20 protein-coding genes are annotated in these 19,262 nt (G+C 73.8%); 9 read left to right on the forward strand and 11 right to left on the reverse strand.

What is annotated here, in order from left to right; translation table 11 throughout:
• The 9 genes from ABD993_RS00615 to ABD993_RS00655 form a co-directional block, all read right to left on the reverse strand.
• Nucleotides 1–900, reverse strand: coding sequence for an ABC transporter substrate-binding protein (locus ABD993_RS00615; protein WP_345411594.1), 900 nt, complete (start codon nucleotides 898–900; stop codon nucleotides 1–3).
• Nucleotides 901–914: 14 nt separating this feature from the next.
• On the reverse strand, nucleotides 915–1,610 hold the full coding sequence (locus ABD993_RS00620) for an ABC transporter ATP-binding protein (protein WP_345411596.1): 696 nt from the start codon (nucleotides 1,608–1,610) through the stop codon (nucleotides 915–917).
• Nucleotides 1,607–2,428 (reverse strand): ABC transporter permease, encoded by an 822-nt coding sequence (locus ABD993_RS00625; RefSeq protein WP_345411598.1) that lies wholly within the window; start codon nucleotides 2,426–2,428, stop codon nucleotides 1,607–1,609. Before ABD993_RS00625 ends, ABD993_RS00620 begins: the two co-directional genes overlap by 4 nt.
• On the reverse strand, nucleotides 2,425–3,459 hold the full coding sequence (locus ABD993_RS00630) for an ABC transporter substrate-binding protein (protein ID WP_345411600.1): 1,035 nt from the start codon (nucleotides 3,457–3,459) through the stop codon (nucleotides 2,425–2,427). Before ABD993_RS00630 ends, ABD993_RS00625 begins: the two co-directional genes overlap by 4 nt.
• A gap of 178 nt (nucleotides 3,460–3,637) precedes the next feature.
• A complete protein-coding gene (locus tag ABD993_RS00635; RefSeq protein ID WP_345411602.1) occupies nucleotides 3,638–4,492 on the reverse strand; it encodes a substrate-binding domain-containing protein in 855 nt (284 codons plus the stop codon).
• A 142-nt stretch (nucleotides 4,493–4,634) separates the two neighbouring features.
• Complete coding sequence (locus tag ABD993_RS00640) at nucleotides 4,635–5,417, reverse strand: IclR family transcriptional regulator (protein WP_345411604.1); 783 nt, start codon at nucleotides 5,415–5,417, stop codon at nucleotides 4,635–4,637.
• Nucleotides 5,418–5,437: 20 nt separating this feature from the next.
• Nucleotides 5,438–6,214 carry a transglutaminase family protein gene (locus tag ABD993_RS00645; RefSeq protein WP_345411606.1) on the reverse strand — a complete coding sequence of 259 codons (777 nt, stop codon included), beginning with the start codon at nucleotides 6,212–6,214 and terminating at the stop codon, nucleotides 5,438–5,440.
• A complete protein-coding gene (locus ABD993_RS00650; RefSeq protein WP_345411608.1) occupies nucleotides 6,207–7,148 on the reverse strand; it encodes an ATP-binding protein in 942 nt (313 codons plus the stop codon). The genes ABD993_RS00645 and ABD993_RS00650 overlap by 8 nt, the downstream gene beginning before the upstream one ends.
• A 95-nt stretch (nucleotides 7,149–7,243) precedes the next feature.
• Nucleotides 7,244–7,723, reverse strand: coding sequence for a copper resistance CopC family protein (locus ABD993_RS00655; RefSeq protein WP_345411610.1), 480 nt, complete (start codon nucleotides 7,721–7,723; stop codon nucleotides 7,244–7,246).
• Between the two features lie 337 nt (nucleotides 7,724–8,060).
• Between ABD993_RS00655 and ABD993_RS00660 the strand changes: the two genes are divergently transcribed.
• The 4 genes from ABD993_RS00660 to ABD993_RS00675 all read left to right on the forward strand — a co-directional run bounded on the left by ABD993_RS00660 (nucleotide 8,061) and on the right by ABD993_RS00675 (nucleotide 10,792).
• Nucleotides 8,061–8,561, forward strand: a complete 501-nt coding sequence (locus tag ABD993_RS00660) for a hypothetical protein (RefSeq protein WP_345411612.1) — start codon at nucleotides 8,061–8,063, stop codon at nucleotides 8,559–8,561.
• A gap of 95 nt (nucleotides 8,562–8,656) precedes the next feature.
• Nucleotides 8,657–9,112: a MaoC family dehydratase gene (locus tag ABD993_RS00665; RefSeq protein ID WP_345411614.1), complete on the forward strand. Its 456-nt coding sequence runs from the start codon at nucleotides 8,657–8,659 to the stop codon at nucleotides 9,110–9,112.
• Between the two features lie 16 nt (nucleotides 9,113–9,128).
• Nucleotides 9,129–10,340, forward strand: coding sequence for an acetyl-CoA C-acetyltransferase (locus ABD993_RS00670; RefSeq protein ID WP_345411616.1), 1,212 nt, complete (start codon nucleotides 9,129–9,131; stop codon nucleotides 10,338–10,340).
• Complete coding sequence (locus ABD993_RS00675; RefSeq protein WP_345411618.1) at nucleotides 10,337–10,792, forward strand: MarR family winged helix-turn-helix transcriptional regulator; 456 nt, start codon at nucleotides 10,337–10,339, stop codon at nucleotides 10,790–10,792. Before ABD993_RS00670 ends, ABD993_RS00675 begins: the two co-directional genes overlap by 4 nt.
• Before the next feature lie 51 nt (nucleotides 10,793–10,843).
• On the opposite strand, the gene ABD993_RS00680 is transcribed toward ABD993_RS00675, so the two are convergent.
• Complete coding sequence (locus ABD993_RS00680; RefSeq protein ID WP_345411620.1) at nucleotides 10,844–11,362, reverse strand: inorganic diphosphatase; 519 nt, start codon at nucleotides 11,360–11,362, stop codon at nucleotides 10,844–10,846.
• A 146-nt stretch (nucleotides 11,363–11,508) separates the two neighbouring features.
• Here ABD993_RS00680 and dacB point away from each other — a divergent pair, with 146 nt between their 5' ends.
• The 4 genes from dacB to hpt are packed head-to-tail and all read left to right on the forward strand — an operon-like array spanning nucleotide 11,509 to nucleotide 15,522.
• Nucleotides 11,509–12,951, forward strand: a complete 1,443-nt coding sequence (gene dacB / locus ABD993_RS00685; RefSeq protein ID WP_345411622.1) for a D-alanyl-D-alanine carboxypeptidase/D-alanyl-D-alanine endopeptidase — start codon at nucleotides 11,509–11,511, stop codon at nucleotides 12,949–12,951.
• Nucleotides 12,952–12,972: 21 nt separating this feature from the next.
• A complete protein-coding gene (locus ABD993_RS00690) occupies nucleotides 12,973–14,025 on the forward strand; it encodes a zinc-dependent metalloprotease (RefSeq protein ID WP_345411624.1) in 1,053 nt (350 codons plus the stop codon).
• Entirely contained in the window at nucleotides 14,004–14,951 is a 948-nt protein-coding gene (gene tilS, locus ABD993_RS00695) for a tRNA lysidine(34) synthetase TilS (protein ID WP_425568874.1), read from the forward strand. The genes ABD993_RS00690 and tilS overlap by 22 nt, the downstream gene beginning before the upstream one ends.
• 16 nt (nucleotides 14,952–14,967) lie before the next feature.
• Nucleotides 14,968–15,522, forward strand: coding sequence for a hypoxanthine phosphoribosyltransferase (gene hpt / locus ABD993_RS00700; protein WP_345411626.1), 555 nt, complete (start codon nucleotides 14,968–14,970; stop codon nucleotides 15,520–15,522).
• 7 nt (nucleotides 15,523–15,529) lie between these two features.
• On the opposite strand, the gene ABD993_RS00705 is transcribed toward hpt, so the two are convergent.
• Nucleotides 15,530–16,495 carry a serine protease gene (locus ABD993_RS00705; protein WP_345411627.1) on the reverse strand — a complete coding sequence of 322 codons (966 nt, stop codon included), beginning with the start codon at nucleotides 16,493–16,495 and terminating at the stop codon, nucleotides 15,530–15,532.
• 344 nt (nucleotides 16,496–16,839) lie between these two features.
• On the opposite strand from ABD993_RS00705, the gene ftsH reads away from it, so the two are divergent.
• Entirely contained in the window at nucleotides 16,840–19,254 is a 2,415-nt protein-coding gene (gene ftsH / locus ABD993_RS00710) for an ATP-dependent zinc metalloprotease FtsH (RefSeq protein ID WP_345411629.1), read from the forward strand.
• The last annotated feature ends 8 nt before the right edge of the window (nucleotides 19,255–19,262 follow it).

A 19,262-nucleotide genomic window follows, 5' to 3' on the forward strand; every position in this document is an offset into this window, starting at 1 on the left:
TCAGACCTGGACCAGGTTCTTCACGACGGAGTCGTAGGAGTTGGTGTCCTCGATCAGGCCCCACGAGACCATCCAGTCGTAGGTGCGCTGGAACTGGTCCTGCGGGTACGGCGCCGGGTCGACGTAGCGCAGCCGACCGAGCGGGATCTCCTCCGGGGCCACCGATCCGAGCTCGGCCGGGATCTCGTTCGTGAGGTGGTGCAGGTAGGGCCGCGGGTCCTCGTTGATCTTCGCGACCGCCCGGACGACCGCACGGTTGATCCGCTCGTAGGTGTCCTCGTCCACGTCCGGGCTGGCGATCTCCGCACCGACGTAGAACGCCTCCGCGAGCACCTTGTAGCCCTGCTTCTCGGCCAGGGTGATCCACGGCTCCATCAGCGCCGCCGCCTCGACGGTGCCGTCGCGCAGCGCCTCGAAGCGGGCCTGCGGGCCGCCGTAGTGGGCGATCGCGATCTCCTCGCGGGGCAGGAAGCCCTCGAGGGTCTGCAACGCGACGTAGTGCGAGCCGTGGTGGAAGTTCACCGCGACGGTCCTGCCCGCGAGGTCCTGCGGGTGGGTCGCCGGGTGGTCGCCGCGGACCATGATCGCCTGGCCGTTGACGGCGGCGCGCTTGGACACGATCCGCCCGCCGACGGTCGTGTCCTGGGTCCGGCGGACCTGGCCCCACTCGCAGGCGCGGTAGAGCGAGGCCTCGCCGGACTCGAAGTGCGACTTGGTGGAGCCGAAGGAGCTGAGCAGCTCGTGGTCCTCCAGCGGGGAGATGCCCGGCTTGGCGTACTCCTTGGTCACGAACTGCACGTCGACGCCCTCGTCGTCGAAGTAGCCCTCGTCCTTCGCGACGAGCTGGGGCAGCGAGAAGACCAGGGAGAGCAGCTCCATGGTCACCGTGGGGCGGGTCATGGCGGTTCCTTCCTTTACAGCGCGGAGACGATGCGGGAGTGGAGGTCGAACAGGTGGGGGTCCTCGGCGGACCGCGGCCGCGCGTGGTCGACGCGGTACTCCGCGGCGATCCGGGCGGGCCGTCCCGCGAGGACGATCACGCGGTCGGCGAGCAGGGCGGCCTCGAGCGGGTTGTGGGTCACCAGCAGACCGGTCCGCGGGCGCTGCATCCAGAGGTCCTGCAGGAGCAGCCGGAGCCTGCGGGCGGTGAGCTCGTCGAGCGCGGAGAAGGGTTCGTCGAGTAGCACCAGGTCGGGCTCGACGGCGAATGCCCTGGCCACGGCGACGCGCTGGCGCTGGCCGCCGGAGAGCACCGTCGGGTAGGAGCCCGCATAGTCGGTGAGCCCGACGGCTGCGAGCACCTCGTCGGCCAGGGCGGGGTGGTCGCAGGCCAGCGTGATGTTCTCGCGCACCGATAGCCAGTCCAATAGCCGGGGCTGCTGGAAGACGATGCCCAGCCGCGGGTCGCCCGTCTCCACGGTGCCGGTGTCCGGTTGCACCAGGCCCGCGACGAGGTGCAGCAGCGTGGTCTTCCCGGTGCCGGACGCGCCGACGACGGCGACCAGCTCCCCGGGCTCGACGGTCAGCGAGAAGTTCGCGAGGACCTGCTGGGGGGTGCCGCTGCGGGCGTCGACGAAGGTCTTGCCGATCCCCGCCAGGGTGACGGTCACACCGACACCGCCTTGCGCCAGCGGGAGACCCTGCGTTCGAGACCCTGCAGGACGCCGTACTCCAGGATCGCCATGACCACCGCGAACAGCAGCGTCCAGGCCAGGACCGCGGCCACGTTCTGGGCCGCGAAGGCGTTGTTGAGCTGGTAGCCGACGCCGGAGGACATGCCGAACACCTCCACCAGCACGATCACCTTCCAGCCCAGCGACAGGCCCAGCCGTGCCCCGGCGAACAGCGACGGCGCGAGGGCGGGCAGCCACAGCTTGCGCAGCCGGGTGGTGCGGGAGAACCGGTAGACGTGCGCCATCTCCAGCAGGTCGGGGTCGACGGACCGGGTGCCCTGGTAGATCTGCAGCATCAGCGCGGGTGCCGCGGACAGCGCGACGGCGGCGACCGGGTTGACCAGGTCGATGCCGAACCAGATGACGCACAGCAGCGCCCAGACCAGCCCGGGGATGGTGAGCCCCAGCAGCACCGCGGGCTCGAAGAACCGCCGGGCGAACGCGGAGCGCCCCATCGCGATCCCGATCGCCACCGCGACGACGAACGCCAGTGCGAACCCGAGCGCGACGCGCAGCACGGTGATACCCAGCTGGTCCAGGAACGCCCCGTCCGACACGATGTCGACCAGCTCCGCGGCGATCGCCGGGACGCCGGGGACGAGCACGCTGTCCAACAGGACCGCCATGAGCTGCCACGCGCCCGCGAGGAGCACGAGGAACAGCAGGGCGGGCAGGAACCGCAGGCCGCCCTGGGGCTTCGGGGCGGCGGTGAGGGCCGCGGACACGCGGGTGGGTCGGACCTCGGTCGCGGTCACGCCGACCCTCCGAGGTCCAGCCACGGCACCTGCGCGGGCGTGGCCTTGATCAGACCGACCTGCTGCGCCACCTCGGTCTGGCGGCGGAGGTTGGCGAACACGGACTCGCCCCAGGCGACCGGGTAGACGTTCTTCATCCGCTCCGGGAGCAGCGCGATCGCGGCCTTCTCCTCGGCGGGGATGCCGTAGGCGTCGGCCAGGTCGGCGAGGACCTGCGGGTTCTCCTGGACGACCTGGTGCGCCTTCAGCCGCAGGGTGGCGAGCGCGGCCGCGGTCTCCCGGTTGCCGTCGACCCAGGTGCGGGTGGCGCCCTGACCGTTGAGGAACAGCGCGTTCGGGTCCTCGCCGGTGCCCTGCGACCACAGCTCGCCGACCGTGGCGAGCTGGCGGGCGCCCTTGCCGACGAGCCGGGTCGCGTTGGGTTCGATGGTCACGATCGCGTCCACGTCGCCGCGGTCGAACAGCGCCAGACCGGCGAGCACGGCGCCGGGGAAGAGCTGGTGGTCCGCGGCGAGGTCACCGCCGTTGACGGCGACCGCGAGCTGCGTGGAGCGGAAGGCGTCGGAGTTGTTCGGCGGCGTCGCGATCTTCTTGCCGCGCAGGTCGGCGATGGTGCGGTAGGGACTGTTCTCCGGGACGAGCCAGCGCACGTGGTTGTTCAGGCTGGTGGAGAAGATCACCAGGTCCGCGCCCGCCTCCCCGGCGACGACCGCCCCGAGCGGACCCATGCTGGCCACGTCGAGCGCGCCGGAGAGCAGCTTGTTCTGCACGTCGCCGGGGCCGGAGCCCGCCACGTAGGTCAGGTCGAGGTTCCCGACCAGGTGGTTCTGCTCGCTGATCGGCCGGATCACCGCACCGGCGGTGCCCGCCTGGGTGTCCTCGACGCGGGCCGCGAGTGTCCCGCCGGTGGGGGCGCCGCCGCACGCGGCCAGCAGCGGCGCGGTGGCGACGAGACCGGCGCCGAACAGGCCGGCGCGGAGCAGGGAGCGGCGGTCGAGGCCGCGGTCGAGCAGCGGGGGACGTGCGGGCATGGGGACTCCTGGAGGGGCGGCCCGGGGCGGTGGGGCCGGGGGCGGGCAGGCGGGACGACGGCGCAGGCCGACGAGGCAGAGCCGGGAGGGTGTGGCGGAGGATCGACGCGGGGCTAGTGGCCCGGACACGTCCCGCCGTTGATCCGACAGAGGTCGATGTGCCTGCGGCTGGTCAGCCTCATCGCATCGCCCGCAGGGTCTCGTAACCGGAGCGGCCGTCCGTCAGTCGCCACGAGCGCATCCAGGCGTAGGTCTCGGTGAAGCGGCGCTCCGTGAACGGCACCAGGTGCGTGTAGCGGTGGTAGTCCGGGCGCAGCAGGGCCGGCTCGAGGCCGGCCTCGGCGGCGATCGTGGGGGCCCAGCGGGCCCGGTCGCCGTTGATCAGGTCCACGGCCTTGTCGACGGCGCCCCGGTACGCCTCCTGCTGCGCGGCGGTGAGGTGCGGCGCCACGACCTGCGAGCCCCGGTAGGTGTAGGTGCCCAGCACGTGCGCCCCGCGGCTCAGCGCGAGGGACAGGAAGGGCTCCATCAGCATCGTGGCCCGCGAGTCGCCCCCGAGGAGCCGCTCGAGGCGCTGGGCGGGCGGACCGGCGTGCACGAGCGTGATCCGCTCGCGCGGGACCGTCCCCTCCAGCAGGTGCAGGGCCGTGTAGTGCGAGCCGGTGTAGAGGTTCACCGCGAGCGGCACGTCGGCCAGGTCGTGCGGCTCGTTGAGCTCCGGGTCGATGCTGACCAGGGCCTGCGCCACGACGGCCGCGCGCAGGTGCCCGATCCGGCCGCCGCGGGTGTCCCGCTCCAGCCGGTCGATCCCGCCCCACTCACAGACGTTGTAGACATCCGCCTGCGCGGCGGTGAACTGCGACTCCTTGTGCCGGGCCGCGGGGTTGCGCTCGTGGTCGGCCGAACGGTCCGTGGCGTCCGCGAAGCGCACCGCGAGCCCGGCCGCCTCGAACAGCCCCTCGTGCACGGCGACGATCTCGGGGAGGTCGAAGACGACATGGTTCGGCGACACGACGATCTCGTCCGTGCCCATGGTCCTCGCCTCCTCCCGCTCGGGTCGCTCCGAGGTTAGGCATCGCGTTCCGCTGCGGTCAACGGGTCTTTGCAGGATGCGGGAATTTGTTGCGCATCGCGGAATGTCCGGTCAGGAGCTGGGCGAAGCGGCAAATGTCCGGTCAGAAGTCGCTGAACGCGAGGGACACCGGCAGGCCCTCCAGGGCGTCGGCAGCGGCGCGCACGACCGACCCCAGCGCGTCCAGCCGCTCGTCCGGGAGCCTGCTGGTCGGGCCCTGGATCTCGACCCCCATCCGGACGTGCTCGCTCGCCCCGACGACGGGGGCGGCCACGGCCCGCAACGCGGGGTCGTGGGGATCGTCGAGCACCGCGTAGCCCCGGAACTGGGTGGCCAGCAGGTCGACCTCCGCGGCCCACGATTCGGGACCGGCGGCGCCGGCGCGGGAGAGTACCTCCGCGGCCTGCTGCACGGGATCACTGCCGAACGCGACGATCGCGCAGCCGATCGCGGACTCGAGCAGCGGGACCCGCGCCCCCGGGCGCCCGATGTAGCGCAGCGCGCGGGTGGACGGGACGGACAACAGCACGAGGACCTCGTCCCCGCGGCGCATCCCGATGCTCGCGGTCTCCCCGGTCCGGTCGGCGAGCTCCTTGAGCACGTCCGCGGCCTCGGGCACCCCGCTCGCGCCGAGGGCCTTGCGGGCCAGGCGCAGCAGCAGCGGGCCGGGCAGGAAGCGCTCGGCGTCCCGGCAGAGCAGGTTGCCCGCGACCAGGGTATGCGCCAACCGGTGCACGGTGCTCACCGTCAGCCCGGTGGCCTTGGCGATCTCGGTGGTCGTGAGGCCGTCGCCGCTGTCGACGACGACGCCCAGCACCGCCGAGGCCCGCGCCACCGACTGGATCTCCGGCCCGCGGGAGGCCTTCGCCCCCACATCCTGCGCCATGGACAGAACGGTAGCCCGCCTCAGTTCAGGTGGGCGAGGAGCGCGGCCGCCTGGTGGCGGAGGTGGCGGGCGACCTCCGGTGGGTGGTCGCCGCCGTCGAGGAAGGTCGAGATCAGGCGGGCGCCCTCGTCCCAGCGGGCCTGCTCGCCGAGGACCTCGCCCAGCTCGGTGAGGGCGGCGGCGTCGGGGCGCAGGGCGAGGCGCATCCGCAGCACCCACTCCCGGTCCGCGGGCCCACCCCGGTGGCGCTGCACCGTGCGCAGGTTCTCCAGCATCCGCAGCAGGATGTCCCGGGTGGACGCGCGCGGCAGCAGGTGCGCGCCGAAGGGTGCGTCCGAGCCCGTCGCGGCCCGGAACAGCGCCTCGCAGGCCGCGCGGTCCAGCCGCCTGCCGTGGTCGAAGACGTCCAGGTGGTGGCCGGTGTAGGGCACGCGCACGAGGAAGTGGCCCGGCATCCCGACGCCCTCCAGCGCGATGCCCGCCCGCCTGCCGACCTCGATGCACACCACGGCCAGCGTGATCGGGATGCCGGTGCGGCGGGTCAGCACGTCCGGCAGCAGCGAGTTGCGCGGATCGGAGTAGTCGCCGCTGTTGCCGGTGAAGCCCTCCTCCACGAAGAGCCTGCGGACCAGGGCGGGCAGCGAGTCCACGCCCGCGGCGAGCCGGTCCAGCTCCGCGAGCCACGGGGCGGGATCGAGGTCGGGGGCGGCGCCTGCGGCCAGGGCGAGGGCGGCCTCGTCCAGCGGGGGCTCCGGTCCGCGGACCAGGGCCACGAAGCGCGCGACCGCCTCACTCACCGCTGTCGACGAAGAGTCGGACGGTGGTGCCGGTCTCGTCGCTCCACACCTGCAGCACGTCGGTCAGCTCGGAGGCGAGCCAGAGCCCGCGCCCGCGCTCCCCGGACGGGGGTGGCGGGACCATGCCCGGGAACGGCACGTCCATCGACCCGACGTCGAACACCTCCGCGACGGTGCTCGGCCCGCCCCAGATCCGCAGCTCGCCCGCGCCCGGGCCGTGCTCGACGCTGTTGGTGGCGATCTCGTTGACCGCCAGCACGAGATCGGCGGTGTGCTCGGGGTCCAGCCCGGTCCGCGGGCCGGTCTCGGCGACCAGCCTGCGGACGGCCGCCAGGGTGTCGAGGGTGAACGACAGCGCGGCCAACGGCGGCCCGAGGTCGGCCGGGGGCGGCGGCGGGAACTCGGCGACCAGCTCCACCGGGTCCCGCAGCGGGCCCGCGGGCAGGCTCGAGCCCCCCATCCGCAGGGTGGGGTGCGTGGCACGCAGCAGGTCCAGGTCGCCGGTCTCGTGACAGGCGCAGAGCATCGTGATCGGGAGATCGGCGAGCGCGACCGTCAGACCCGCGTCCAGCCGCGCCCAGTGCCCGCGGTCCACCCCGGGCAGCTCGGTGTGCTGGGCGACGACGGTGGTGCGCTGCTCGGGCCGGGCCGCGCGGCGGGTCAGCCGGGCCCAGCGCATCGCCACGGTGAACGCGGGCACCCGGTGCACCTCGACCATGTCCAGCCACTCGACGTCCACGGCGGCGGAGCCCAGCGCCGCGGACAGGGCGGCGCGGTTCTCCGGGTCCAGCACCGCGATGACGGACTCGCCCGCCTCCAGGGCCCGGCCCAGCGGGGCGGCCAGCTCGGCGGCCAACCGGTCCGGTGAGGCGTACGGGACGCCCTCGTGGACCGTGCCCGGGGGCGTCGCGGGAGCCGCCGCCTCCTGGTCCATCCCCTGCTCCACCCCCGCTCAGACCGCCAGCCGCACGATAGTGGGCGTGCCCCGGCAACGCCGAACGGAGCAGCGCCGTCGCGGACGGCGGTCGCTCAGCGGCGCACGCGGCCTGCGGAACGGACGAGCGCGAGGCCGCCGACCACCACGACCAGCCCGGCCGCGAGCCAGAGGGCCGTCGGGTGGCGCCGACCGGTCGGACCCGTGTCCCGGGCCGACGCCGCGGTCTCGACGGCGGGGGCGAGGGTGAACAGGAAGGTCCCGGAGCGGAGGCTCCCGTCCGGGTCCCGCAGCCGCCAGTCGACCGTGTAGCTGCCCGCGGCCAACCCGGGGGTGAGGTCCACCGCCCCGACGGGCCCGTGGACCGCCGGAGCACCGACGTCTCGCCGGACGCCCGCCGCGTCGGTGACGAGGATCTGCAGGTCGGTGACCCGCTCCTCGACGGCGATCTGCACCCGCGCGGGCGCGCTGGTGAGCAGGGCTCCGGGCTCGGGGGTGGACACGGGGGCGGCGGCGGCGACCCCGACCGGCCACAGCAGTGCCACGAGCACGAGCACCGCCAGCCTGATCCACACGCCGCGACTCTAGGAAATCCCCATTTCCCCGGCGTTACGAAACGTGGGGAGATCCGCCGACGAAATGCGAATCCGCAGATTGACCGGAAAGCGGGTGGATCGTGGCACGTTGGGGTGAGAACTGTGATCCAGCAGACGGAGCCCCTGGTGACGACGGGACCCGAACCCGGAACGGGGTCGCCCCTTTCGGGTGGCGGACCCCTCGGCGTCGTCACCGGCTGCGGTCGTGTCCGTGTTTCTCGGCGGGCTGCCGAAAAACCAGCGACCGGGGCCGTCGTTGTCCGTTCCGGGGCGCATGGCGCCCTGTCCGCAGGACGACACGGCCGAGGAGGTGGCGATGACGGCGGAGCTCACCGACCCTCGTTCGCCCGATCCCGGGGCCGCGGCGGTCCACCTGCTCGACGCGCCCGCCGCGAGCGCGGTCGTCCGGCGGCCGCGGGTCGCGGACCTCACCGCCCCCGTCGGCTGGGGGGTGCTCGTGCTGCCCGTCTTCGGGGCGGACCCGGAGCTGAGCGTGGAGTTCTCGGAGCCCGCGGGCGAGGCCGGCGGTCCCGCCGGACCGCGGTGGCTCGCCTGCGCGGACCTGCGTCGGATCCGGCACGACGTCGTCGCCGTCCGGGGGCTGCTGCGCGCAGGCCCCGCGCTGACCCCCGACGAGGAGTCCGGTCCGGAGCCGCCCGAGGGGGCCGCGCACCGCGTCCAGGGGGTGTTCCGGATGCGACCGCTCCCCGGCCGTCGGATCCAGATCGTGCTGCACGCGGTGATCGCCGCGCCCGGCGCGGCCGAGTCGCGAGGGGGTCCGGTCCGGCTGGAGTTCACCGGCGCGTTCGTGCGCTGACCGAACACCTCGTTAGCCGGCCCACGACCGCCCCGCCCGCCCTGTTCGTTGTGGCAGTGTGGCCCCGGACCGACGGCAGTGGGGAAAGGGTGGGTATGCGCGTCTTCAACGGTGTGGACGAGATCAGCGGGCTCGTGGGGGAGCACCTCGGCACCTCCGAGTGGGTGACGGTGGAGCAGTCCCACATCGACCAGTTCGCCGAGGCGACCGGCGACCACCAGTGGATCCACGTGGACGCGGAGCGCGCGGCGCAGGGCCCCTTCGGCACCACGATCGCCCACGGCTTCCTCACGCTGTCCCTGCTGCCCGTGCTCGTCGCGCAGGTCTACCGGATCGACGGCGTGCGGATGGGCATCAACTACGGCCTGAACAAGGTGCGGTTCACCGCGCCCGTTCCGGTGGGCAGCAAGGTGCGCGGCAGCGTCGTGCTGGCCGGGGCCGAGCGGACCAAGGACGGTGCGGTGCAGCTCACCACGACGGTCACCGTCGAGCTGGAGGGCTCCGAGCGTCCCGCCGTCGTGGCCGAGTGGCTGACCCGCCAGTACGTGTGACGAGAGAGGGACAGACATGCGCGACGCGGTGATCTGCGAGCCGCTGCGGACGCCGGTGGGCGGCTTCGGCGGTTCGCTGAAGGCGGTCCAGGCCCACGAGCTGGCGGCGACGGTGATCAAGGCGCTGCTCGAGCGGACCGGCCTGGCCCCGGAGTCGGTGAACGACGTGGTGCTCGGCAACTGCTACCCCACCATGGAGGCCCCCGCGATCGGCCGGGTCGCCGCGCTGGACGCCGGGTTGCCGGTCACCGCGGGCGGCATCCAGATCGACCGTCGTTGCGGATCGGGCCTGCAGGCCGTGCTCTACGCGGCGATGCAGGTCCGGACCGGTGCCTCGGACGTCGTCCTCGCCGGCGGCGCGGAGTCGATGTCGAACGCGCCCTTCTACTCCACCGCCATGCGCTGGGGGGTCAAGGGCGGCCCGGGTGTGCTGCTCAACGACGCGCTGGCGCGCGGGCGGGTCACCGCGGGCGGGAAGAACTTCCCGGTCCCCGGCGGCATGATCGAGACCGCCGAGAACCTCCGGGCGGAGTACAAGATCCCGCGCGAGGAGCAGGACGAGTACGCGGTCCGCTCCCACCAGCGGGCGGCGGCGGCGCAGGCCGAGGGCCGGTTCGCGGACGAGATCGTCCCGGTCACGGTGAAGGGCCGCAAGGGCGACACCGTCGTGGACGCCGACGAGCACATCCGGCCCGACTCGTCCGTGGAGACCCTGGCGGCGCTGCGCCCGATCATGGGCGGGCAGGACCCGGAGGCCACGGTGACCGCGGGCAACGCCTCGGGCCAGAACGACGGCGCCGCGATCGCGGTCGTGACCACCCCGGAGAAGGCCGCCGAGCTGGGGCTGCGGCCCCTGGTCAAGCTGGTGTCCTGGGGGTTGGGCGGGGTCGCCCCGAAGACGATGGGCATCGGCCCGGTCCCGGCCGTCGCGAGCGCGTTGGACCAGGCCGAGGTGGCACTCAAGGACGTCGACCTGATCGAGCTGAACGAGGCCTTCGCCTCCCAGGTGCTGGCCTGCACGCGGGAGTGGGGCTTCACCCCGTCGGACTTCGAGCGGACGAACGTCAACGGCTCGGGGATCTCGCTGGGGCACCCGGTCGGCGCCACCGGCGGCCGGATCCTGGCCACCCTCGCGCGGGAGATGGTCCGCCGGGACGCCCGCTACGGCCTCGAGACGATGTGTATCGGCGGCGGCCAGGGACTCGCCGCACTCTTCGAACGAGTGTGAACGACTACACGACGGACCAGGCGGACGAGCTGGGGACCCAGCTCGCCCGCCTGATCCGGCTGTTCGACCGGATGCAGGCCCAGCAGCTGGCCGAGAACCCCGACGCCGTGGAGCGGGCGGCCTACCTGCTGCTCGTCCACCTCGTGAAGGACGGGCCGCGCAGGCCGGGCGCACTGGCCGAGGCCGTGCACTCCGATCCCTCGACCGTCAGCAGGCAGATCGCGCAGCTCGGCAGGCTCGGGTTCGTGGCCCGCACCCCGGACCCGGGGGACGGCCGCGCCTCGCTGATCGCCGCGACGGACGAGGGCCGCCGCGTGTTCGCGGAGAACCGCAGGCTGCGCAACGAGCGGCTGGTCGCCCTGCTCGCCGACTGGCCGACCGAGGACCGGGACGCGCTGACCCGGCTGCTGGGCCGCTTCACCACCGCGATGGAGGAGGCCTGGACCGCCTGACACCGTGCGCGGGGAGGGTGCCGGAGCACCCACCCACCGCGCACGAGCACGTCAGTGCTGGGACTCCTCCGCCTCGGCCTCGGCGGCCAGGCGGTCCTGCTCGCGCTTGCGGGAGTTCATGATCTCGCGCTCGGCGTCCGCGCGGCCGACCCAGGAGGCGCCCTCGACGCTCTTGCCCGGCTCGAGGGTCTTGTAGATCTCGAAGAAGTGCTGGATCTCCGCCCGGTCGAACTCGGGCAGGTGGTGGATGTCGCGCAGGTGCTCCTGGCGCGGGTCGTCCGCCGGGACGCAGAGGACCTTGTCGTCCCCGCCCTTCTCGTCCTTCATCCGGAACATCCCGATCGCGCGGGAGCGCACGAGGCAGCCGGGGAAGGTGGGCTCCTGGATGAGCACCAGCGCGTCGAGCGGATCGCCGTCCTCGCCGAGGGTGTCCTCGATGAAGCCGTAGTCCGCGGGGTACTGGGTCGCGGTGAACAGAGTGCGGTCCAGACGGAGCCTGCCCGTCTTGTGGTCCACCTCGTACTTGTTGCGGCCGCCCTTGGGGATCTCGATGAGAACGTCGAAGTCCACGGGTGCTCCTCTGGTCGGTGCCTTGCGGTCAGCGATGGTGCATGCACAGGCCGTGCCCTCGGGCCCGGCGCCTACCTCTAGTGTGGGGGACCGCGTCCGGCCGGTCGTGACCGGCCGGTTGGTCCGTGCGCGATCGGGAGAGGGCGGTGGGTGGCGTGGGACTCGGCCGCCGGATCGGCGACACCCTGCGGTTGCCCACGCGCCCGGGTCGCGTCGTCCTCGTCGTGCTGGTGGTGCTCGCCCTGGCCGCCGCCGGGGGCGGTGCCGTCGCCCTGCAGGCCCCGAATGTGTTGTCGGACTTGGGTTTGCGCGCTGCGGCCGTGCCCGAGAAGACGCTCGACGTGCCTGCTCCGGACCTCGTCGCGCTGCCCGCCGCGGCGCCCACACCGAGCTCCGCGGGACTCGGTTCGGTGCTGGACCCGCTGGCCGGATCGACCGCCCTCGGCGAGTTCTCCGGCATCGTCGTGGACCCCGCGGCGCCGCGCGGTGCCGCTCCACTGTGGCAGCAATCACCGGCGCGACCTCTCGTTCCGGGCAGCACGGGCAAGCTGCTGACCGCCGCGGCGACGCTGCTGACCCTCGATCCCACGGACCGGCTGGCCACCCGCGCGGTCGCGGGCGCCGAGCCCGGGCAGGTCGTCCTCGTCGGCGGCGGGGACCCCACGCTCACCGCGCTGCCCGAGGGCCGGACCGGCACCTACCCCGATCCCGCCCGGCTGGACGAGCTGGTCGCCGAGGTGAAGCAGGCGCTGCCGGGCCAGGCGATCACCTCGGTCGTGGTGGACACCAGCGCGTGGACCGGCCCGGAGCTCGCCGAGGGCTGGGATTCGGCGGACGTCGCGGGCGGGTTCGTCGCGCCCATGACCCCGCTCATGCTCGACGGCGGCCGCCGCGACACCGGCGTGCAGGACACTCCGCGGGTCGCCGACCCGGCGCGGGCGGCGGGGCAGGCGTTCGCGGACAAGCTGGGCGCCGCCCGGGTGACCGAGGGCACCGCCCCGCCGAACGCCAAGGAGCTCGGCCGGGTCGTGTCGGCGCCGGTGTCCATCCTCGTCGAGCACCTCATGACCACCTCGGACAACGTCCTCGCCGAGAGCCTCGCGCGCACGGTCGCGCTGAACCGACAGGCCGATCCGTCGTTCACCGGGTCGGCCGAGGCGGTGCTCGCCGCCCTCGCTCAGTCCGGGTTCGACGTCTCCGGCGCCCGGATGGTGGACGGCTCCGGGCTCTCCACCGCGGACGCCGTGCCCGCCACGCTGCTCGCCTCGGTGCTGCAGTCCGCGGCGGCGCCGTCGGGGCCGGACCAGGGGCCGGAGTTCCTGCGGCCGATCGTCACCGGGCTCCCGGTGGCGGGCGGGGACGGCACGCTGGACGACCGCTTCGGCACCGGCGCGGCCGCAGCGGGCCGCGGGGTGGTCCGGGCCAAGACCGGCACGCTGACCGGGGTGAGCAGCCTCGCCGGGGTGGTCACGGACGTCGACGGCAGGCTGCTCGTCTTCGCCCTGATGTCCAACGGGCAGTCCCCGGCCACCGTCCGCCCGCGACTGGACACCATCGCCGCGACCCTGAGCCGCTGCGGCTGCCGGTAGTCGGTGGGTAGCCTCGCGGGGGTGACTGTCCTCGCGGAGACCGACACCCTGCCCGGCCTGCCCGTCAACTGGGCCCTGGCCCGGCGGACGGCCGCGCGGCTGGTGCCCGCGGGGCCCCCGGTCTCGGCCGGGGTGGCCACCGAGCTCGTCGAACGGCTGCGCGCGGACGCCGCCGTCGCCGAGGGGCACGTGCGTGCCGTGACCGGGCTGGGCGGGGGACTACCGCTGCTGCCCGCGGACGTCGTGGACCGGCCGACCTGGGCCGCCGCCGCGATCGACGGGATGGCCGAGCTGACCGCGGGCGCGCGGCTGCCGAGGACGGCCAGGGCGGCCCGCGCGGTCACCGCGACCACCTCGGGGCTTCAGCTCGGCGGGGTGCTGGCCTTCGTCGGCTCCCGCGTGCTGGGCCAGTACGACCCCTTCGGGGGGTCGGACTCCGAGGGCAGGCTGCTGCTGGTCGCGCCGAACGTCTACGCGGCCCAGCAGGCGCTCGACGTGCCCGCCGAGGACTTCGGGCTGTGGGTCTGCCTGCACGAGGCCACGCACCGGCTGCAGTTCACCGCGGTGCCCTGGCTGCGGGACCACTTCGCCGCCGAGGTGTCGGAGTTCCTGTCGATCAGCACCGCGAACGGCGGCGCGATGATCGAGCGGCTGCCCGAGGCGCTCAAGGCGCTCAGGGAGTCCAAGGGTGACTCGCTGGCGCTGGTGGAGCTGCTGCAGGGGCCCGAACAGAAGGCGGTGCTGGACCGGCTGCTCGCGCTGACCACCCTGCTGGAGGGGCACGCGGACCACGTGATGGACGCCGCCGGTCCCGAGGTGGTGCCGAGCGTGGCCACGATCCGAAGGCGCTTCACCGCACGCCGCCGCGGCGGCGGCCTGGTGGACCGGGTGCTGCGCGCGCTGCTGGGGGTGGAGGCGAAGGTCAAGCAGTACGCCGTGGGCGCGGCCTTCACCGACCACGTGGTGCGGGAGGTGGGGATGGCGGACTTCAACGCGGTCTGGCAGTCCCCGGACTCCCTGCCCACCCGCACGGAGCTCGCCCACCCCGAGCAGTGGCTGACCCGGGTCGCCTGAGGGTCGAGGGCGCCGTCCGGGCGGCGCTCTCGCGGCTGCCCGCGGCGGTGCGGGCCGCGCCGCCGGTGGTGGCGTGCTCCGGTGGGGCGGACTCGCTGGCCCTGCTGCTCGCCACGCGCGCCCTGCGCCCGGAAGCCTGCGCCGTGATCGTCGACCACGGGTTGCAGGAGGGGTCGGCGGAGCGGTCCGCGGAGCTGGCCGCCACCCTGCGGGGCCGCGGGATCGCGGCCGAGGTGCGGACCGTCGTCGTCGGGGCGGACGGGGGGCCGGAGGCCGCCGCGCGGCAGGCCCGCTACGCCGCGCTGGCCGCCGCCCGGCCGTCCGCGGACTCGCCGGTGCTGCTCGGCCACACCCTGGACGACCAGGCGGAGACCGTGCTGCTCGGCCTCGGGCGGGGATCGGGCGCCCGGTCGATCGCCGGCATGCGCGAGTGGACGGCGCCCTGGCTGCGCCCGCTGCTCGGCGTCCGGCGCGCGGACACCCGGGCCGCCTGCGCGGACCTCGTGCCCTGGGAGGACCCGCACAACGCCGATCCCCGGTTCACCCGCGTCCGGCTCCGCCACGAGGTCCTGCCGCTGCTCGAGGCGGCCCTGGGCGGCGGCGTCGCGGGGGCCCTCGCGCGCACCGCCGCACAGCTCCGGGAGGACGACGAGGCTCTCACCGCCTGGGCGGACCGGGTGCGGGCCGAGGCGGCGGAGGGGTCCGCGCTGCGGGCGTCGGTGCTCGCCGCGGTCCCCGCCGCGGTCCGCAGGCGCGTGCTGCGGGACTGGCTCGCCGCTGCGGGCGCCCCCGCCCCGACCGACGCCCACCTGCGCGCGGCGGACGCACTCGTCGCCGAGTGGCGCGGGCAGGGCGGGCCCCGCCTGCCGGGCGGGTTGGACGTGGTCCGGCGAGATGGCAGGCTGACGGTGCAAGGCGCCATCTAGGGAAGGGCCGAACCCCGTGTACGACGGCGACATCGCATCCGTGCTGGTCACCGAGGAACAGATCGGGGAGAAGACCACCGAGCTCGCCGAGCGGATCGGCAAGGACTACGCCGACCGCTGCACCGACGGCGGGGACCTGCTCCTCGTCGGGGTGCTCAAGGGTGCCGTGATGTTCATGACGGACTTCGCCCGGGCCCTGCCGTTGCCCGTGCAGCTGGAGTTCATGGCGGTCAGCTCGTACGGGTCGTCGACCTCGTCGAGCGGCGTGGTGCGGATCCTCAAGGACCTCGACCGCGACATCGCGGGGCGGCACGTGCTCATCGTCGAGGACATCATCGACTCGGGCCTCACGCTGTCCTGGCTGCTCAAGAACCTGGAGTCGCGGGGGCCCGCCTCGCTCGAGGTGGTCACCCTGCTGCGCAAGCCGGACGCGATCAAGGTGGACGTGCCGGTCGCCTACGTGGGCTTCGACATCCCGAACGAGTTCGTGGTCGGGTACGGCCTGGACTACGGCGAGCGCTACCGGGACCTGCCCTACATCGGCACCCTGGACCCGAAGGTCTACGCCTGAGCGGTCGTCAGGAGCCTGCGCCCACCGGCGGGCCCGCGGGCGGGGCGACGTCCTGCAGCGGGATCCCCGGCGGGGTCGGGGTGAAGGGCGCGGTGCCGTCGACCAGCCCGATCGGGCCCAGCCCACCGTGCAGGTTGGCGTAGGCGAGGGCTTTGGCCAGGTCGGTGACGCCGTTGCTGACCGGCAGCGGGGCGAGGTTCAGCGTGGACAGCAGTCCGAGGGCGCGCCCCGAGGCGTCCAGGAAGGCGCTGCCGGAGTCCCCGGGGACCCCCGGCGAGACCGTGTAGACCTGGTGCGACCAGCCGCTCGCCATGTCGCCCGCGCTGATGCCCGCCTTCGGGCTGAGCGCCGCCGCCCCGCCCCGGGTGGGCGAGTTGCCGTAGGTGAAGGTCTGCGCCCCCTCCGGGAGCCCGGTCGTGTTGACCCCCGTGGGTCCGCCGAAGAAGGGGACGGTCGGGTTGGTGACGGGGGCGGCGTCCGCAGGCAGCTGGACGAGCGCGAAGTCGTTGTAGCCGCAGGCCACCCGATCGGCCTCGGCCCGCTGCTGCATGGTGATCCACGAGCTGTAGACCATGCGCCCGGTCGTGGTGAAGCCCCGCTCGCCGCGCACGGTGACCGGCGTGCCCAGCGGCATGGTCGACGACGTGCAGCCGTCCGTCTCGGTCACCTGGCCGGTGCCCGCGCAATGCGCGGCCTGGCCGAGGAAGAGCGTGCCGTCCCCGCCGCGGAAGACGAAGTTGCTGGTGCAGGAGCCGCCGCCCTGCGTCACGGTGGTGACCCCCGGGTGCACGCCCGCCGTCTCGCGGGGGGCCCACGCGGGAGCGGGCGCAGCCGCGGGCGCCGGGGCCACCGCGGCCGCCGGTCGGGCGTTCGCGGTGGAGGGCAGGACCACGATCACCGCGGCGAGCGCCGCGACCGTCGCCGCGGGCAGCACGCTCCGCCTCGACCGGACGCCGCTCCACCGGATGCGCATCCGCACCCCACCCCCGCACCCGCTCGCCCACCGCTGACACCCTCATCGGGCCAACGACTCCCGGGGGTGCGGGGATACCCCACCATCCCCGCGAGGTTCGGGGCGAGCCGGGTCACCGGTTCGGTGCGGGGCCGAGACCGGATCGTGAGCGCAGCCGGGAACTCCGGTGCCCGGGCCGCGCGTTGAGCCGGACGGAACACCCCGCCACCGGCCCCGTGAGGCGGTTGGCGCGTGACCGGCCTCCGGCGGCTATCCTGGCGGATCAGGCCGGTCGGCGCGTCGCCGCCCGCGCGGTACCGGCGAAGCTCATCTCGGGAAGGTGAAGGCCACCAGGCCGAAGCTGCATGGACCGCAAGCGCCTGCTCCGTAACCCACTGATCTGGATCCTCGTCGTGGTCCTGGTCTACTTCGGGTTCTCCGTGCTCTTCGACGACACCCGTGGCTACACCCAGGTCCCGACGTCGGTCGGCATCCAGCAGATCGACTCGGGGAACGTGGCACAGGCCACGATCGAGGACAAGGAGCAGCGGCTCCGCCTCGACCTGACCAACCCGGTCGACGGCAGCACGAAGATCATCACCCAGTACCCCGCCGCGTCCGCCAACGGTGTCTTCACCAAGCTGCAGGACTCCGGGGTCGCGAACTTCAACACCGTGGTGCGCCAGGACTCGTTCCTGACGACCATGCTCATCTACCTGATCCCGCTCGGCCTGGTGCTCCTCGTCCTGTTCTGGATGATGAACAACGCCCAGGGCGGCGGGAACCGGGTCATGTCCTTCGGCAAGTCGAAGGCCAAGCAGCTCAACAAGGACATGCCGAAGACCACCTTCGGAGACGTCGCGGGCGCCGACGAGGCGGTCGAGGAGCTGTACGAGATCAAGGACTTCCTGCAGAACCCGGGCCGCTACCAGGCCCTGGGCGCGAAGATCCCCAAGGGCGTGCTGCTCTACGGCCCGCCCGGAACCGGCAAGACCCTGCTGGCGCGGGCCGTCGCGGGCGAGGCGGGCGTGCCGTTCTACACGATCTCCGGTTCGGACTTCGTCGAGATGTTCGTCGGTGTCGGCGCCTCGCGCGTGCGGGACCTGTTCGAGCAGGCCAAGCAGAACAGCCCCTGCATCATCTTCGTGGACGAGATCGACGCCGTCGGCCGCCAGCGCGGCGCGGGCCTCGGCGGCGGGCACGACGAGCGCGAGCAGACGCTGAACCAGCTCCTCGTCGAGATGGACGGGTTCGACGCGCGCGGCGGGATCATCCTCATCGCCGCGACCAACCGGCCGGACATCCTGGACCCGGCACTGCTGCGCCCGGGCCGCTTCGACCGGCAGATCCCCGTCGGCGCCCCGGACCTGGCGGGCCGCAAGGCGATCCTGTCCGTGCACTCCAAGGGCAAGCCCTTCGCGAACGACGTCGACTTCGACGGGCTGGCCAAGCGCACCGTGGGGATGTCCGGCGCCGACCTGGCCAACGTGATCAACGAGGCCGCGCTGCTCACCGCCCGCGAGAACGGGACGCTGATCAACGGCGCCGCGCTCGAGGAGTCGGTCGACCGCGTGGTCGGCGGGCCCCGGCGCAAGGGCAAGATCATCTCCGAGCAGGAGAAGAAGATCACCGCCTACCACGAGGGCGGGCACGCGCTGGCCGCGTGGGCGATGCCGGACCTCGAGCCGGTGTACAAGCTCACGATCCTGCCGCGCGGGCGTACCGGTGGGCACGCGCTCGTCGTCCCCGAGGACGACAAGGGCCTGATGACGCGCTCGGAGATGATCGGGCGCCTCGTGTTCGCGATGGGCGGCCGCTCGGCCGAGGAGCTCGTGTTCCACGAGCCGACGACGGGCGCGTCCAGCGACATCGACCAGGCCACGAAGATCGCCCGCGCGATGGTCACCGAGTACGGCATGAGCGCCAAGCTCGGCGCCGTGCGGTACGGCCGCGAGCAGGGCGACCCCTTCCTCGGCCGCTCGATGGGCAACCAGGCCGACTACTCGCTCGAGGTCGCCCACGAGATCGACGAGGAGGTCCGCAAGCTCATCGAGGCCGCCCACACCGAGGCGTGGGAGATCCTCAACACCTACCGGGACGTGCTGGACGACCTGGTGGTGGAGCTGCTGGAGAAGGAGACGCTCACCCGCAGGGACCTGGAGCGGATCTTCGGCTCGGTGGAGAAGCGGCCGCGGATCACCGCGTTCAACGACTTCGGGGAGCGCACGCCCTCGGACAAGCCGCCGATCAAGACCAAGGCGGAGCTGGCGCGCGAGCGCGGCGAGGTCTGGCCGCCCGAGGTGGAGCGCGAGCCCGCACCGGTCGGCTCGTACCCGGGTGGTGGCGGCGGGGAGGTCCCCGCCCCCGGCCCGAACGGTGGCCCCGGCCCACTGCCCGGCCCACTGCCCGGCCCCGGTCCGAACGGCGGCTACCCCGGTGGCTTCCCCACGGAGCGCAACGGCAACGGCCACGCCCCGAACGGCAACGGCCACGCCCAGCCGCAGCCGGGCGCCCATGCCGCGCCGCAGCCGTCGAACGGCGGCTACCAGGGCCCGCAGCCGCCGAACGCGGTGGCGCCCAACTACGGGGCGCCCGCGGACTGGCGGCCCGCCACCACGCCGGCCGGGCAGACCTGGCCGCCGCCGAACTGGGCCCGGCCCCAGCAGGCGCAGCAGGGCCCGTCGTCCGAGCAGCCCACCCGGGCCCTCGGGCAGGAGCCTCCCGCGCCGCGTCCGGCGCCCGAGGAGCCGCAGGGCCCCGAGTCAGGGAGTTCGCACTGAGCACCGGA

Source organism: Pseudonocardia xishanensis, from assembly GCF_039541715.1.
Classification (GTDB): domain Bacteria; phylum Actinomycetota; class Actinomycetes; order Mycobacteriales; family Pseudonocardiaceae; genus Pseudonocardia; species Pseudonocardia xishanensis.